14 protein-coding genes are annotated in these 14,548 nt (G+C 40.0%); 4 read left to right on the forward strand and 10 right to left on the reverse strand.

The window, feature by feature from the left end; genetic code table 11:
- Nucleotides 1-100: 100 nt before the first annotated feature.
- Together OO007_RS19420 and OO007_RS19425 are read left to right on the forward strand one after the other, a co-directional pair.
- Entirely contained in the window at nucleotides 101-370 is a 270-nt protein-coding gene (locus tag OO007_RS19420) for a hypothetical protein (RefSeq protein WP_131905727.1), read from the forward strand.
- Nucleotides 371-649: 279 nt separating this feature from the next.
- On the forward strand, nucleotides 650-991 hold the full coding sequence (locus OO007_RS19425) for a Fis family transcriptional regulator (RefSeq protein ID WP_131905728.1): 342 nt from the start codon (nucleotides 650-652) through the stop codon (nucleotides 989-991).
- A gap of 50 nt (nucleotides 992-1,041) precedes the next feature.
- Here OO007_RS19425 and OO007_RS19430 read toward each other — a convergent pair whose 3' ends face one another.
- The 10 genes from OO007_RS19430 to OO007_RS19475 all read right to left on the reverse strand — a co-directional run bounded on the left by OO007_RS19430 (nucleotide 1,042) and on the right by OO007_RS19475 (nucleotide 13,049).
- Nucleotides 1,042-1,656 carry a DUF2238 domain-containing protein gene (locus OO007_RS19430; protein WP_325810067.1) on the reverse strand — a complete coding sequence of 205 codons (615 nt, stop codon included), beginning with the start codon at nucleotides 1,654-1,656 and terminating at the stop codon, nucleotides 1,042-1,044.
- 317 nt (nucleotides 1,657-1,973) lie between these two features.
- Nucleotides 1,974-2,777 (reverse strand): hypothetical protein, encoded by an 804-nt coding sequence (locus tag OO007_RS19435; RefSeq protein ID WP_325810068.1) that lies wholly within the window; start codon nucleotides 2,775-2,777, stop codon nucleotides 1,974-1,976.
- 115 nt (nucleotides 2,778-2,892) lie between these two features.
- A complete protein-coding gene (locus tag OO007_RS19440; protein ID WP_442784353.1) occupies nucleotides 2,893-3,687 on the reverse strand; it encodes an amino acid ABC transporter ATP-binding protein in 795 nt (264 codons plus the stop codon).
- A gap of 80 nt (nucleotides 3,688-3,767) precedes the next feature.
- Nucleotides 3,768-5,096 carry an amino acid ABC transporter permease gene (locus OO007_RS19445; RefSeq protein ID WP_325810069.1) on the reverse strand — a complete coding sequence of 443 codons (1,329 nt, stop codon included), beginning with the start codon at nucleotides 5,094-5,096 and terminating at the stop codon, nucleotides 3,768-3,770.
- 1 nt (nucleotide 5,097) lies between these two features.
- Nucleotides 5,098-6,354 (reverse strand): amino acid ABC transporter permease, encoded by a 1,257-nt coding sequence (locus OO007_RS19450; protein ID WP_325810070.1) that lies wholly within the window; start codon nucleotides 6,352-6,354, stop codon nucleotides 5,098-5,100.
- Nucleotides 6,355-6,433: 79 nt separating this feature from the next.
- Entirely contained in the window at nucleotides 6,434-7,471 is a 1,038-nt protein-coding gene (locus tag OO007_RS19455) for an amino acid ABC transporter substrate-binding protein (protein WP_325810071.1), read from the reverse strand.
- A 512-nt stretch (nucleotides 7,472-7,983) separates the two neighbouring features.
- On the reverse strand, nucleotides 7,984-8,898 hold the full coding sequence (locus OO007_RS19460; RefSeq protein ID WP_131905734.1) for a LysR family transcriptional regulator: 915 nt from the start codon (nucleotides 8,896-8,898) through the stop codon (nucleotides 7,984-7,986).
- 161 nt (nucleotides 8,899-9,059) lie between these two features.
- Entirely contained in the window at nucleotides 9,060-10,745 is a 1,686-nt protein-coding gene (locus OO007_RS19465) for a formate--tetrahydrofolate ligase (protein WP_325810072.1), read from the reverse strand.
- 200 nt (nucleotides 10,746-10,945) lie between these two features.
- Nucleotides 10,946-12,046, reverse strand: a complete 1,101-nt coding sequence (phaC, locus tag OO007_RS19470) for a class III poly(R)-hydroxyalkanoic acid synthase subunit PhaC (RefSeq protein WP_325810073.1) — start codon at nucleotides 12,044-12,046, stop codon at nucleotides 10,946-10,948.
- Between the two features lie 4 nt (nucleotides 12,047-12,050).
- The gene (locus tag OO007_RS19475; protein ID WP_325810074.1) at nucleotides 12,051-13,049 is read right to left on the reverse strand and encodes a poly(R)-hydroxyalkanoic acid synthase subunit PhaE; all 999 of its coding nucleotides are present in this window, start codon (nucleotides 13,047-13,049) and stop codon (nucleotides 12,051-12,053) included.
- Nucleotides 13,050-13,240: 191 nt separating this feature from the next.
- Here OO007_RS19475 and phaR point away from each other — a divergent pair, with 191 nt between their 5' ends.
- Nucleotides 13,241-13,720 (forward strand): polyhydroxyalkanoate synthesis repressor PhaR, encoded by a 480-nt coding sequence (gene phaR / locus OO007_RS19480; protein WP_131905738.1) that lies wholly within the window; start codon nucleotides 13,241-13,243, stop codon nucleotides 13,718-13,720.
- A gap of 399 nt (nucleotides 13,721-14,119) precedes the next feature.
- Nucleotides 14,120-14,536: a phasin family protein gene (locus OO007_RS19485; protein ID WP_131905739.1), complete on the forward strand. Its 417-nt coding sequence runs from the start codon at nucleotides 14,120-14,122 to the stop codon at nucleotides 14,534-14,536.
- Nucleotides 14,537-14,548: the final 12 nt, after the last annotated feature.

Consider the following 14,548-nt stretch of genomic DNA (forward strand, 5'->3'; position numbering starts at 1 on the left):
TCCTTATTTTTTCCTCATTCTCTTCACGATTGCTTTTTATTATTCCATATCACATCAAGTGACTCACAAAACGAATACATAATTTAAGGTATGGAAATTAATGAAATCTAAAACAATCGCATCAACTTTATTCGTTGTAATGGCAGCGTTATCTATCTCGGCTTGTAGCTCAGATAATCAACGAGGTGGAAAAAGAGGTGGATCAGGAGGCAAACCACCTGCTGAAGCGTTTGAAGCGTGTGCGAGTAAAAGCGAAGGTCAAAGTTGTACTGTGTCATCTTCACGCGGTGAAATGTCAGGTACATGTAAAGCGCCACCTAAAGGTGAAGGCGAATTAGCCTGTGTACCTGCAGGTAAACGCCCGAAATAAAGTATGTAGATGTCTCAACATAGGGGCTATGTCAGGACATTTAGACTTTATACACCTCAGGAGAGTTAATCTTCTGAGGTGTTTTGCATTCTGGAAAATGGAAAATAGATAACAGTGTCTTTAAATTATTGGAGACTGACTTTTTACTTTCTTATGACTCACCTATTTAGAGCAGCGCTTTTCTTGGTTTAATACGTTTAATACGTTTACTTCATCACTGAATACACTGATCATTCAGCTAATATTCCGTAAGACACGAAAAATCAAAACGTACAAACAATGAAAAGAAATCAAAAGAAGATTGAATCTTCAATCGTAATAGCATTAACCGACGTTTGTGAAACCTTGAAAGAGAAATACACCGGCTTTCTCTGGCTCACTCATTTTGTAGATTACGCAAACTTTCCTCAAAGTTTAAAACTGGTTTTCGTCTTTGATACAAAAATATCGTTAGAAAACGCAATGAATGATGATTTGTTTAAAACGATCTTTGTGTTAACTGAATCTCGTCTTAAAAGAGAGAGTGTTACGGTTAAACGTATTGATAAAGCGGTATATTTTGATACCGAAGAAATGGGTGCCGACGTTGATAATATGAAATGGTGCAGAAAATATTCGTAACCGCTAAGTCATTTAAAAATATACCCACCCCCCTACTTTAAAGGACTTTTTTACGACTTAAGCATTTTATGAGCTCGCTTGCCAAAGCTCAGTCTATATACATAAAATATCAAAGCGGCTAATAAACTTCCTATAAACGCCACAAACATATCTTCTTGCGAATCCCACACATCGCCTTGCGTACCAAGGTAAGAAATGCCCTGCTCTACAAAGAATTTATCAGCAACCAGCCACTCTATCATTTCATAGATGGCACTGGCAGACAGCACGATTAACACCGGTATGATCAACGCTTCGCGCTTTCTGAGTTTTAAGCCGTTTAAAAGAATCTCGTAAAATGGATAATACAAGAGCAAACCAAAACTCGTATGTACAAGTCGGTCATAAGGGTTTCTTGAGGTTTGTAGAATATCTTGTAGCCAATAACCAAAGGGATTTTCGGCATAGGTATATTTAGATCCGTAAACATGCAAACACAGAAATGCACAGATTAAGAAATAACTCAAAGTACTAAACCGATACCACTTAAACGTAAAAATTAAGCAAAGTACCGTTATCGCCGTTAGAGTATTTTCAATACGCCAATTGGCAATGTCTGTTGTTCCTATGAATGAGTCTGCCCACACGGCAAAAAAGAAAACACTAAAAATGACCAGCCAGCGCATGTGTACACCTAGATATCGTTATGTCGAATAAAACATCAGAATATTCAAAACTATATCGCTTAAGCTGGCTGTATTTCATGGCTTAGATCACGAATTTTGGTGAAATATCATATTTCAGCTAACCAAATAAAAAAGGGAGATAGCTTTTCTGGTTGTCGATAAAACGAAAAGCCACCTCCCCACTTACGGGCAGTTTTTTTAAGCGGCTTAGAACAAGCCTTTCACCTCAGCGTCATCTCTTGCATATATGCTTTCTGCTGATAATCGAACTTCAGATATCACTACAATATGTTCGCTAGAATCACCTACGGAAAATACTAAGGCGTATAAATACCATAGCAATGGTAAATATCCATATCTTCAGGGATATCTATGCCATGATCACCTTTTCCTGCGTCATTAACATGTGCACCATGATCAGGCGTAAATGCGATAACGTGACGTTTATCCCCCCAGTGTTGATTTGCGGCTTTTGTCATTTCTGTGAAGTCTTTAATATGCTGTCTAAGAGACTCAATACAAACCGGCGAGTAAGGCTCGGTTTTATGTAGATTATCATCGTAATCGGCTTGATAGGTGATGATAACGTCGTATTCATCGCCTTCAATAACTTCCAGAACTTTCTCTTTGACAGATTTATCATCCTTTTCTGAGAAATACGTTACGTCACGGTTTCTAAATATCAAATCAATACAGCTATCTACGACAGCGACGATAGCAACTTTCTTATTTGCGCGAGCAAGTGCATCGAAAAGTGTGTCGCAGCTTAATACAGGTTTTATAAAGCTTTGAATACCATGAACTTCGGGCTGCGCTCCGCTAAAAATAGAGGCAAAACAAACCGGCGTTACCGGAGGAAAAGCAGCACGCAGAGGAACACGTAACGGAACCAGAGGTAATATTTTATTGAGATCACTCTCGTGCGACTTCCATAAATGAGCGCCAATAGCATCCTGAGCAATAATTAAACATTTTTCGAAAGGAAGGCTGCTCTCTTCAAGTGTAGAGATAACCATATCTAACGCGGGTTCCGCTGAGACCTCGGGAGGGCTGATGCCCAGAAGATGGCATATCGTTGGAGTTAATGACGCTATAGAACCGTGATGAGGAGGAAATTTCATTTGATACACCTAATATTTTTTCTAAAAAGAATGTTATTCAAGCTTTGGGAATTTGTGTTGCCTGTCAGAGCCATTTTGATGAATTTTTTGTGTCAGCTAATTGAGATTAAAAACATCAAAGTATCTGACTAAGAAACAACTTGGTTCTATCGTGTTGGGGGTTGTTAAAAAACTGGAGAGGCTCGTTTTCCTCGACAATATCCCCCTCGTCCATAAAGATGACACGATCGGCAATGGTTTTTGCAAAATTCATTTCGTGAGTGACCACAATCATAGTCATACCTGTTTCAGCCAACTCGACCATGACATCCAACACTTCTTTAATCATCTCTGGATCAAGTGCTGACGTCGGCTCGTCAAACAGCATGATCTTGGGGTTCATACATAGTGATCGCGCTATTGCTACACGCTGTTGCTGCCCACCTGAAAGTTGCCCTGGAAATTTATCGGCTTGTTCCGGTATTTTGACGCGTTCTAGATATTCTAGTGCAGTAGCCCGGGCTTCGGCCTTGGGCATTTTACGTACCCAGATCGGACCCAACATAAGGTTATCGAGTATCGACAGATGAGGAAATAGATTGAAATTCTGAAATACCATGCCCACTTCAGTGCGGATATGATCAATATTTTTGAGGTTTTTGTTTAGCGTTATTCCATCAACGACGATACTGCCTTCCTGATGTTCTTCCAGATTATTGATACAGCGAATAAGTGTTGATTTCCCTGATCCAGAAGGACCACAGACAACGATTCGTTCACCTTTTTTTACTACCAGATCGATGTCCTTCAAAACATGAAAATCATCGTACCACTTGTTAACTTTTTCAATATTAATGATGACTTCAGAGGACGCTGCTGATACCAACTTTTCTTCTGCAGCATTGTTGTCCATAGGTGTATTCGAATTCATTTTATTCCTTGGTGTTTTCTTTTTTAGTGTCTATTTTTTAGTGTCTATTTCTTAGTATCTACTTCTTAGTTTTCTAAGAACTACGTTTTACGATTAGTGGACAACTTAGATTCTAGATGACGACTGTATTTTGACATCAGCGCGCAAAGTATAAAAAATATCATCGCGCCAAATAATAGTGGTTCCTTATGTAAACCGATCCATGACAAATCTCGACTCACGCTACTTAACATCCCTAAAATATCGAATAAACCGATAATTGAGACCAATGTAGTGCCTTTTAAGATGCTAATAAAATTGCCTACAATATTTGGAATCATATTTTTTAAAGCTTGCGGCATCACAATTAAACCCATGGTTCCCCAGTAACCCAAGCCAATGGTATGTGCCCCTTCATACTGCCCTTTGGGAATAGTTTGCAACCCACCACGAACCGTTTCAGCCATGTAAGCCGCATTAAATAGGCACACTGCAATGATGACCTGAGCGAGTTTATTGAGCACGAAGCCTTCGGGTAAAAACAACGGAAACATGGTCGTCGCCATAAACAGCACGGTAATGAGTGGCACCGAGCGAAACACCTCGATAAAGGTGGTACTAAGTACCTTGATGACAGGTAATTTTGAACGACGACCCAGTGCCAGAATAATTCCGCCAGGTAAAGCGGTGGCAATACCAATCCCTGAAATGACTAAGGTTAGGAATAGTCCTCCCCATTTAGTCCAGGGTACTTCGCCTAGTACCCAGCTTTGTTGCCATAAAAATGCAATGATAAAAGTAATGATTAGAAGCGCTAAGTTTAGATTCCGTTGGCTCTTTTCAGATTTCAGTGAACTGCCTAAACGGGTAGCAATAAATGTTGAAATGCTTTGACCCTGAATTACACCGATAATCGCATTCAACATGATAACGACGAAAGAAACGATCGCAGCTGAAACCATAAACTGGCTAAAAAAACTACTTTCACCACCAAGGAATATATAATTTGCTAAAAAAGGGTAAAAACTAATCAAGGTAATGGCTATAAATATTTTGCCTTTAACACGCGGTAACCACAGCGGCAGCATCCAGACGATTAATAATAAAATACCAACGTTAACTCGCCACAGCTCGTCTTTCGGATAACGACCGTAAAAAATATTGTCCATCCACGCAATCACACCTGCCCAACATGCGCCATCAATACTGATATCAAAACACTCACGTCTACTCTCAGCGATCCAGACAGCATCGGCTATGCCCCAGACCCATAAACCTTTAGTTGTTATGTAAATAATATACAGCGTCACTATGGTGAGAATACTATTGTAGAAAGAGCTAAATAGATGTTTATGCATCCAGCCAATTACTGATCGTTCAGATAACGGTGCAGGTCTAGCGTGGGTTATTTCTTTTTTTACAAAGGCCATCTCAACGCTCCACCAGCTGTACTTTCTTATTATAGATATTGAGCAGCCCTGAAATAATCAGACTCACGAACATATAAAACCCCATGGTCATGGCGACGATTTCTATGGCATACCCTGCTTGATTTAACGACGTCTGCATAAACAGTGAAACAATATCTGAATAACCAATCGCCACTGCGAGTGATGAGTTTTTAACCGTACTCAGCCACAAACTAATCATCGGCGGGATAATGGCAGGCATTGCCTGAGGGATTATGATGAGGCGCAAGGCCTTGTTCTGCCGTAAACCTATGGCAAGAGCAGCATCATTCTGCCCTTTATTAATCGACTGTATGCCGGCTCGAACAATTTCAGCCATGTGTGCAGCACCATAAACAACCAATGCCACTAATAAGGCAATAAAAGCGGGCGGGAGACTGGCGCCTCCTACAAAATTAAAACCTTCAATTTTCGGGATATCCCAGCTAAGTGGAGACCCTGTCAGTAAAAAAACGAAACCAGGTAAGATTAAAAGTATCGCCAGCGATGGCAACAAAACAGCTACCCTTTTCCCCGTTTTGTCTTGATGTTTATTGGCCCATTTCTTGAGTAAATAGACACAGATAAGCGCAACCATAAATGCCAAACCCGTTATCCAGAATTGCTCCCCTGGTACTGGCCAAGCGGTATATAAGCCTCGGTTATTGAGCAATACCACTTCTGCACCTGCAGAAAGATCCAAGCTATTTTTTATTTGAGGCAGTATGCTAAAAACACCCACATACCAGAAAATTAATTGAATCAATAATGGGGTGTTACGAAATATCTCGATGAATGTTAACGCAACTTTTGAAATCAACCAGTTGTTTGAAAGTCTTAATATGCCTATAAAAAACCCTAAGACGGTACACGCAATAATCGCCAAAAAAGAGACATACAGCGTGTTAAGTATGCCGATCAAAAAGATACGACCATACGTTCCAATCCCCGGCGTATAAGAGATCAGCTTGAAACCAGGGTCAAATCCTGCCGCTACATTTAAAAAGCCAAAACCAGAGTTCATCCCCCTTAATTCAAGATTGTGTGCAGTATTACTGATCAAATACCAAAAAAAACAACCAATAATTACTACTGTCAATATTTGATAGAGGATGCCGCGAACGCGCTCATCATGGAAAAAGTTAAACTTTTCTTTCGGTTTTATGCGTTGCGATTTGGTATTACTATCATTGGCCACAACAATAATTTCTCTTTGGTATTCGTTTATTGAGAACAACATACACCGGCATCACCCCCCTACGACCAGTAAACAAATGGTCGTGCGCCAGTGCATGTTGAAACAAGATTTATCGCGTCATTTATCGCATAGGAGGTGAATACAGTAATCCGCCATTTGTCCAAAGTGCGTTGAGTGTACCTGCACGAGTGATTCCAAGAGCCTTTTCACCATTTCCAAGATAGCGCTCATAGTTCTCGCCATAGTTACCAATTTGTTTAATGATGTTATATGCCCAGTCTTTGTCTAAGCCTATGCCATCATGAAGATTCCCTTCAACACCTAAGAGTCGGCGTATAGATGGATTATCTGACTTACGCATTTCATCAACATTTTGACTGTTGACACCTAGCTCTTCAGCATTAACCATGGCATTTAAAGACCATCTGACAAGATTTGCCCAGTCGCTGTCACCCTGTCGTACTACAAGCCCAAGAGGTTCTTTAGATAGCGTTTCAGGCAGAATCAAATGATCCTTAGGCTTTGGGAAAGCAGCACTATTTGCAGCCAACGATGATTTGTCATTGGTGAGTGCGTCACAGCCACCCTTTACGTATGTCTCATCTCGAACATTGAAGTCTTCAAAAGTAACCGCACTAATTTTTAGATTATGCTTACGGCTAAAATCGGCTAAATTAAGTTCAGAAGTCGAACCAGTCTTTACACATACCTTGGCACCTTTTAGTTGAAGCGCGCTTGTTATGCCGCTGTCCTTTCGAACCATAAAACCCTGACCGTCATAAAAATTGGTTTGTAGAAAATCCAAACCTAATTGAGAGTCACGTGACATAGTCATGGTAGCTGATTGTGATAAAAGATCTGACTCGCCATTTGCAAGTGCCGTGAATCTTACCTGGCTACCAACCGATTGATATTTTACTTTTGACTTGTCACCGAAAATAGCGGCGGCAATTGCTTGGCAATTAGCTACATAAAAGCCATCCCAATCACCCTTGGCATCAATGGTATAGAAGCCCGGGGAAGGCTTACCTATCTGACAGCGCAGATGATCGCGTTTTTTTACTATTTCCAAGGTACTTTCTGCTGAAGCGGTTGTCATACCACTAACTAATATTCCAGTAACTGCGGCAACTGATGTGAAAAATGTAGTGAGTTTCATTAATTCATTTCCTGATTTATAGTTAAATACTTATATTGAAATGATGACCGAAATGATAATTTTCATTCAGCAACCAGACCTATTCAATATTCCTTTTATATATTTGAAAAAAGTAAATAGTGTTAAACGATACTAGTGGACTTATATGACTCTTTAATGAATTTAAAAATAAACTGATACTTATAAAATTTAATTCATTTTTTGTTTTGTAAATAAATAAGTACGTATATCGAGATAGTGTTCGAATACATAAATCGTAATCGTGTAACTAGCCTCATCAATAACGTTCTCTTGCTCTTAAAGAATGTAAAATGAAAGGTTACTTCTGTCTAATGCCTTTAATGGTGCCACTCATGCAAAAAACGCATCACTTGGCGTTGAGTGCCTATTAAATCTTGATTATTGATGACGTTACGCTAGTGATTCAGAGTAAAGGGCAGAATCTCGAACTTGAATTGAAAAGCCTGACCGACAGTCAGCGTGCATTGAGAGTGTTGTTAGTATCAGGAGTTTTAGAATCGGGAGTCTTTGTGCAGTAACATCTGCCATATTTTTTCTGCCTGGGGTGGGATGATATTGGCGTTTCTATAAATTTTTATAACCAGTTTGATTTCGTCGTTTTCATCACCTGCACGAACTAACAATCCTTTGTCTAAATCATTAATTGCAATTGATAATGGGACCCATGCTACGCCATATCCTTCACGAGCCATCGCACACAATGAAGCTGCAATAGTCGATTGATAAACAGATAAAAACTTGAGATTACGGTAGCGACTATCAAGATGATGCTTTACCGGCAAAAGAGATGAAGTGTATTGAGTCTGAAGATAAGGGATAACCTTTTGAGGGTTTGATGGCAACCACCACCTCGGTTCTCCGTTACTATCTGGGCTTACCACCGGCACCAACACTTCAACGCCTAATTGTAATGATGAATACTTTTTCATGTCATTCAGCAACAATTCTGTTGGATCTTCATAGCAAATAAAAAAATCTGCCTCCCCTTCATCCAACGCACCTAAGTAATCTTCTACATTCGCAAAATCCGTTCTTACACTGAATAATTCTGATTCGATATTTTCCTGAATGCTCTTTAACCAGGAAGGTATAAAGTATTGAGCCAGCGTACTTAAGGTAGCAAAACGAATTTTTTCTTCTTTCTCTCTCTTTTTTACCTGAATATCATTTCTTGAGAGATATGCCAGACGCACTATCTCTTGCGCAACTGGCTTAAAAAGTTCGCCTGCTTCAGTTAAATACACAGGTTGTCTACTACGATCTATCAGTGTGGCGCCTACCCAGGTTTCGAGTGAGAGAATACGTCGGCTAAATGCAGGCTGAGAGACAAACCTCTGCTCCGAAGCTATGCGAAAATTTCCACAATTAGAAAGGGTAAGAAAATCTTCTATCCAGTTAAGATTCATTATAATTATTACTTCTTACCTTAAAGCACTAAACCATAACAGGTTGAGACTCAACTTAGTGTAATAATAAATAATTAGGAGAATGATTTAGAAATTGTGTGGGCTCAGGTAATGGAAAACACGACCCTAAAATCTATTTAAGGTCGTGCTTAGTATCGTTTTTAGAATAGACCTTCAATTTCTCCGTCTTCTCTAACGTAAATACTTTCTGCTGCAGGTTTTCTTGGTAAACCTGGCATTGTCATGATGTCACCACAGACAACCACGACGAAACCTGCGCCAGCCGATAATCGCACTTCACGAATCGGTACAACATGTCCACTTGGGGCGCCTTTCAATAATGGATCGGTACTGAATGACAACGGTGTTTTTGCGATACAAATGGGTAAATCACCGTGTTTCGCTTCCAATGCTTCGAACTGGTTACGCACTTTTTTATCGGCGATGATGTCCTCTGCTCCGTAAAGTTCTTGAGCGATAGTGCGTGTTTTACCCCAAAGTGAAAGTTGTGCGTTATACAAAAACTCGAAATTAGCTGGCTCATTATCGATCATATCGACCACCGCCTGACTCAATGCCTCTGCACCTTCGCCACCGCGTGCCCAGTGATCTGATTCCACCGCGCTGATGCCTGCTTGTTCGCATAAACCCAAGAGTAAGTCTCGTTCCGCTTGTGTATCTGCACTAAAGCTATTTAACGCAACCATCACAGGAATACCAAATTTGCGCGTATTACTAACATGTCGTTTAAGGTTAACAAAACCATCTTCGAGCGCTTTGAGATTTTCCTCACCAAGCTTATCTTGCTCTGCACCGCCATGAATTTTCAAGGCACGAATAGTTGCGACGATAACGGCGGCATCTGGCTTCAAACCTGATTTACGCATTTTAATGTCGAAGAACTTCTCTGCGCCCAAATCTGCCCCGAAACCGGCTTCAGTAATCACATAATCTGCGTGTTTAAGCGCTGTTTTAGTCGCGATTACCGAATTACAACCGTGTGCGATATTGGCAAATGGCCCGCCGTGGATAAAGCACGGTGTGCCTTCCATGGTTTGAACCAGATTCGGTTGAATCGCATCTTTTAATAAGGCTGTCATTGCGCCGACTGCTTTTATATCTCGGGCATAAATGTCTTTACCATCACGCGTTGTACCGACAATGATATTGCCCAGCCGTTCTTGTAAATCTTTGAGGTCATTCGCCAGACAGAAAATCGCCATTACTTCGGAGGCAACCGTAATATCGAAATGATCAGTACGTGGATAACCATTAAACACCCCACCTAAACCAACGGTTAGCTGACGCAATGAACGATCATTCATATCCATCACCCTGCCCCAGGTGACTTTTCGACAATCTAATTCGAGTTCATTACCCCAATAGATGTGATTATCAATCATCGCTGATAACAAATTATGTGCCGCGCCAATCGCATGGAAGTCGCCATTAAAATGCAGATTGATTTCTTCCATCGGTACGACTTGAGAATAACCACCACCTGCTGCGCCACCTTTCATGCCGAAACACGGCCCTAGAGAAGGCTCGCGTAGACAGATCGCCACTTTTTTACCAATGCGACTCAAGCCATCGCCCATGCCTACTGAGGTTGTTGTTTTACCTTCGCCGGCTGCGGTCGGCGTGATACCTGCCACAAGAATCAGTTTTCCATTAGGCCGATCAGATTGGGCTTCGACGTATTCGCGGCTGATTTTTGCGCGATGCTTACCGTAATTTAAAATGTGATCACTGGGAATTTCAAGCTTGTCAGCGATATCCTGAATCGGTTGCATGGTTGCATTGCGAGCAATTTCTATGTCTGATAAGGGTTGTGTATTTTTTGACATGTTAACGGTATCCACCTTGTTAATTTTTTAGCTTTTGATTTACTAATGTTTTCGAGTAAAACCAGTTATTTTCTTAATTTATACATTGATCAACAGGACTCAAATTTCTTATGTACGAATAATAACTATGAATCAACAATAACCTCTGAAATGGATTTTCAATGCACAGAATGCGCCATGGAAAGTCTTTAAAACGTCAATTAAGAATGCTTTCTTAACCAATCCGCGATAGCGGGGAAAATAGCTTTAACAGATTTAGGGCTGACAAAAATACCGATGTGTCCGCCGTTAACAGACATCTCTTGATATTGATTAGCGGGGATTAATTTTTCCAGTGCTTTAGATGATGCAGGTGGCACCAGATGATCCTGATCTGCATAGATATTCAGAACAGGTATGTTTAACGTAGAAAGATCAATTTGGCACCCCCCTACTTTGAGCGTGTTTTTTATCAATCGGTTTTGTTGATAACACCCCTGCACAAACTCACGAAAGGCTTCTCCGGCTTGGTCTGGGCTATCGAATATCCAGCGTTCCATCAAAATAAAATTTGCGATACGTTCTTTGGTTTTCTCGTCAAGCTGTGCTGTCGATTCAACCAGATTCAAATATTTCTTCAGCTGTAGATAATACGGGCGCAATGAAAGAAAGGTACTACTGAGCATATCACCCGGGATATTTCCCATGGTTTTGACCATTAAATCGATATCGACATGTCTCACAAGATTACTCAAGGTATCCGGCTCGGTATGAAAATCAACGGGGGTCACCAATGTCACCAAGCTCTTAACACGCTGAGGATGCAAACTGCTGTAACACAAGCCAAGCACCCCGCCCTGACAGATCCCCATCAGGCTTACTTGTTTATGATCAGTTGTGTCACAGATGAGATCGACACAGGCATCGATCTGAGTATTGATGTAGTAATCCAGATCCAAGTGTTTATCAGAAGCATCGGGATACCCCCAATCAATGAGATAAACGTCGAGTCCAGATTTGAGCATTTGTGCAATCGCAGAATGGCCTTGTTGCAAATCTAAAATACTGGGACGATTTACCAATGCATAAACGATTAAAACGGGTGTTTGTACTTGATCAGTTTGTACTGTGTCTGCTTCCCTTTTTTGTATGTGTTGGTCAGGCACATAGTGATACAGTTTTAATTTATCGTGTTCCAGCACAAGTTCACGTTCTGAATACTGTTCCTGCAGAAGGCCATCGTGTTGCTTTAAACCTTGCAGCAGCTGGCCGAACTTTTCGCCATAGTCCTTTAATTCATCGAATGACTTTTGATTATTCATTCAGTTATTGATGAGGGTTGTTAGACGAAGATGACGATGACACAGGTGATGACGGCACAGTATCTTGCATAAACTCAGCGAAAGTTTTATCTGATTTATCGATGACGAGTAACCAGCTATTAATCACCTTGGCATAGATGAGAGAGTAACTTTCTGTAGCAATCACATCCAAGTACTGAGTATCGAAATACTCCAACCAAAGTGACAAGATCTGTTTTGCGCTCAACGGTTGTTCGGTATTTTTCTGCAACGCTTCAACGGTTAGTTTGGCGACATTGATCATTAGCTTAAAGAATAGCTGCTGGAGTTCTTGCAGAGCGACTAAATACGCTTCCAATGCAGCCGAGAATTCTGGATTTTTTGCGGCATCTCCGACGTAATCAGCCAACGCTTTTAAAGACTGATTTTGTGATGTGAAAAAAGTGGCTTGTTGCTGCCAGTTAGCCATCGGCAGTTGCCAGAGCTGATGCATTGCGGAAAAATCGGCCTGCTTCGATTCTTGCTGAGTATGGTGATTCGTTTTGGCTTTACTCTCTTCTGAAACGGAATCAGAGGTGTTAACTAAAGAACTATCCAAAGAGCTATCTAAAGTGCTCTCGGAGTTGCCATCAATATTATTTTTTGTAGAAGTATCCACAGCCGTAGCGAAACCAGTAGCACTAACAGAAGCATTTTCAGTAAATTCCTTTAGGTAGTTAACCATTAGAACATCTGCGGTTTCACCTTTTGGGTTCTTGTGTAAAGTTTCGCTAAAATTAATAAAAAATCGACTGGAGGAGTAAACTTTATTATACAACGCATCGATATCACCCGAGCTCACTTCGGCATGATCCTGCCAGCATTTATCGACAGTGTTTAACCATTGATTAAATAATGAATGTTGCGGTGACGGAGTAATATCGTCACCATTAGCAACAGAAGGTGTAAAACTTGAGCCTACATTATCCCAAAACCTTTTTTGTAGCTTATTCCATTCGTCGTTAAATGAGGTATTTTCCACCATGGTGTTAATATTTCTATAAAGATATGAGGATGAGAATCAGGTGATAATGTATAGTTAAGAACTTTGTGATTTTGATATTGTAATAGAACAAAACTATGAAGAATAGCAGTCTCTGATAATAGACTGCATTTTATACCACTTAGAAGCTTTCTAAGTGACAGTTATTTTAAATTAGGTAAAGAGATTGAAGTATGGAATCTGACGTTAGAATTATAAAAAAATATCCCAATAGAAGACTTTATGACACCGAAGACAGTTGTTACATCAAGTTACTAGAAATTAAAGATATGATTGAACGCGGTATTCCGATCAAAGTCATCGACAGTAATACCGAGGAAGAAATTACACGTAGCATTCTATTGCAGATAATTCTCGAACAAGAATCTAATAAAGAACCGTTATTTTCTACCGATAACCTAATCAACTTTATCCGGTATAACGGTGAAACCTCTCGAGAAGGGTTTATGCATTTCATGGATAAAAACCTGAACTTCTTTCAAGAGCAACAAAACACCATGAAAGAACGCTTTAAAGAATTTGCAGATTATAATCCGATGGATTTCTGGACCACCAGTACTAAAAAGAATATGGATATCTGGAAAAAGATGCAGGAGAACTTTATGACTCCTGGTAGTGAAACGAGTCCAGATAGCGATAAAAAAGAAAAGTAAACGACAAATTCTAGTAACAAAAATAACTGTAATCGTAGCACCATTCTACATCGACGATTCCTTGCGGAATCCATGATGGACTTTAGTGAACTTACCGTTTCGATGCTTGAAACGGATAATTCACTCATTTGACTTATCATTCTTGATTTTTGATAAGTCAAAGAAAGGCACCCCCATACTTTGGGGCTGTTTTTATAGCTTATTAATTTCATTATAAAAATAGCCTCAAGGCCAAGTTAAAAAGATCCCAATCCTTTATATACGCTCATTTGCAGCGTTTTATTTTCAATTATTTATAAAATAATACTTGACATGATTATGGCGTTCTCCTATATTTGTTGCAACGCAGCAATGCTGCACCGCACAATTTAATTTACTGACCTTAATGAGGATATAACCATGCAACAATGGATCGATTTAAACACTAAAATTGCTAATGACAGCCTAGCTACTCTTAAGCAATTCGGCGAGCTAAACGTTAAAACAACTGAAGCTTTTTTCGCACAACAGAAAGAAATGACTGAAGGTTTAACTTCAACTACAGAGCAGAACATTGAAAAACTTTCTGCTGCTAAAGACCCTAAAGATTTCTTCGAGATGCAGAACGAAATGTTCCAAAACTCAATTAACTTTGCAATGGGTAACTGGAAGAAAGCAATGTCTACTGTTGAAACTAACCGTGACGCATACAAGAAGCTTTCTGAAAAGTCTCTAAAGACTGCTAAAGGCAACATGGATAAAGTTGTTGAATCTGCAAAGAAGACTACAACTGAAGCTACTGAAGCTGCAAAAAAAGCAGTTAAAGCTGCAAAATAGTATTGAAAAAAA

Origin of the sequence: Cocleimonas sp. KMM 6892, from assembly GCF_035798195.1 — a bacterium.
Lineage (GTDB): Bacteria > Pseudomonadota > Gammaproteobacteria > Thiotrichales > Thiotrichaceae > Cocleimonas > Cocleimonas flava.

Excerpts from the sequence above, each read along its gene's own strand:
- OO007_RS19445 (WP_325810069.1), bottom strand. The coding sequence starts at position 5,096 with ATGGCCTTTGTAAAAAAAGAAATAACCCACGCTAGACCTGCACCGTTA.
- OO007_RS19420 (WP_131905727.1), top strand. The coding sequence starts at position 101 with ATGAAATCTAAAACAATCGCATCAACTTTATTCGTTGTAATGGCAGCG.
- OO007_RS19430 (WP_325810067.1), bottom strand. The coding sequence starts at position 1,656 with ATGCGCTGGCTGGTCATTTTTAGTGTTTTCTTTTTTGCCGTGTGGGCA.
- OO007_RS19460 (WP_131905734.1), bottom strand. The coding sequence starts at position 8,898 with ATGAATCTTAACTGGATAGAAGATTTTCTTACCCTTTCTAATTGTGGA.
- OO007_RS19455 (WP_325810071.1), bottom strand. The coding sequence starts at position 7,471 with ATGAAACTCACTACATTTTTCACATCAGTTGCCGCAGTTACTGGAATA.
- phaC (WP_325810073.1), bottom strand. The coding sequence starts at position 12,046 with ATGAATAATCAAAAGTCATTCGATGAATTAAAGGACTATGGCGAAAAG.
- OO007_RS19440 (WP_442784353.1), bottom strand. The coding sequence starts at position 3,687 with ATGAATTCGAATACACCTATGGACAACAATGCTGCAGAAGAAAAGTTG.
- OO007_RS19475 (WP_325810074.1), bottom strand. The coding sequence starts at position 13,049 with ATGGTGGAAAATACCTCATTTAACGACGAATGGAATAAGCTACAAAAA.
- phaR (WP_131905738.1), top strand. The coding sequence starts at position 13,241 with ATGGAATCTGACGTTAGAATTATAAAAAAATATCCCAATAGAAGACTT.
- OO007_RS19450 (WP_325810070.1), bottom strand. The coding sequence starts at position 6,354 with ATGTTGTTCTCAATAAACGAATACCAAAGAGAAATTATTGTTGTGGCC.
- OO007_RS19485 (WP_131905739.1), top strand. The coding sequence starts at position 14,120 with ATGCAACAATGGATCGATTTAAACACTAAAATTGCTAATGACAGCCTA.
- OO007_RS19425 (WP_131905728.1), top strand. The coding sequence starts at position 650 with ATGAAAAGAAATCAAAAGAAGATTGAATCTTCAATCGTAATAGCATTA.
- OO007_RS19435 (WP_325810068.1), bottom strand. The coding sequence starts at position 2,777 with ATGAAATTTCCTCCTCATCACGGTTCTATAGCGTCATTAACTCCAACG.
- OO007_RS19465 (WP_325810072.1), bottom strand. The coding sequence starts at position 10,745 with ATGTCAAAAAATACACAACCCTTATCAGACATAGAAATTGCTCGCAAT.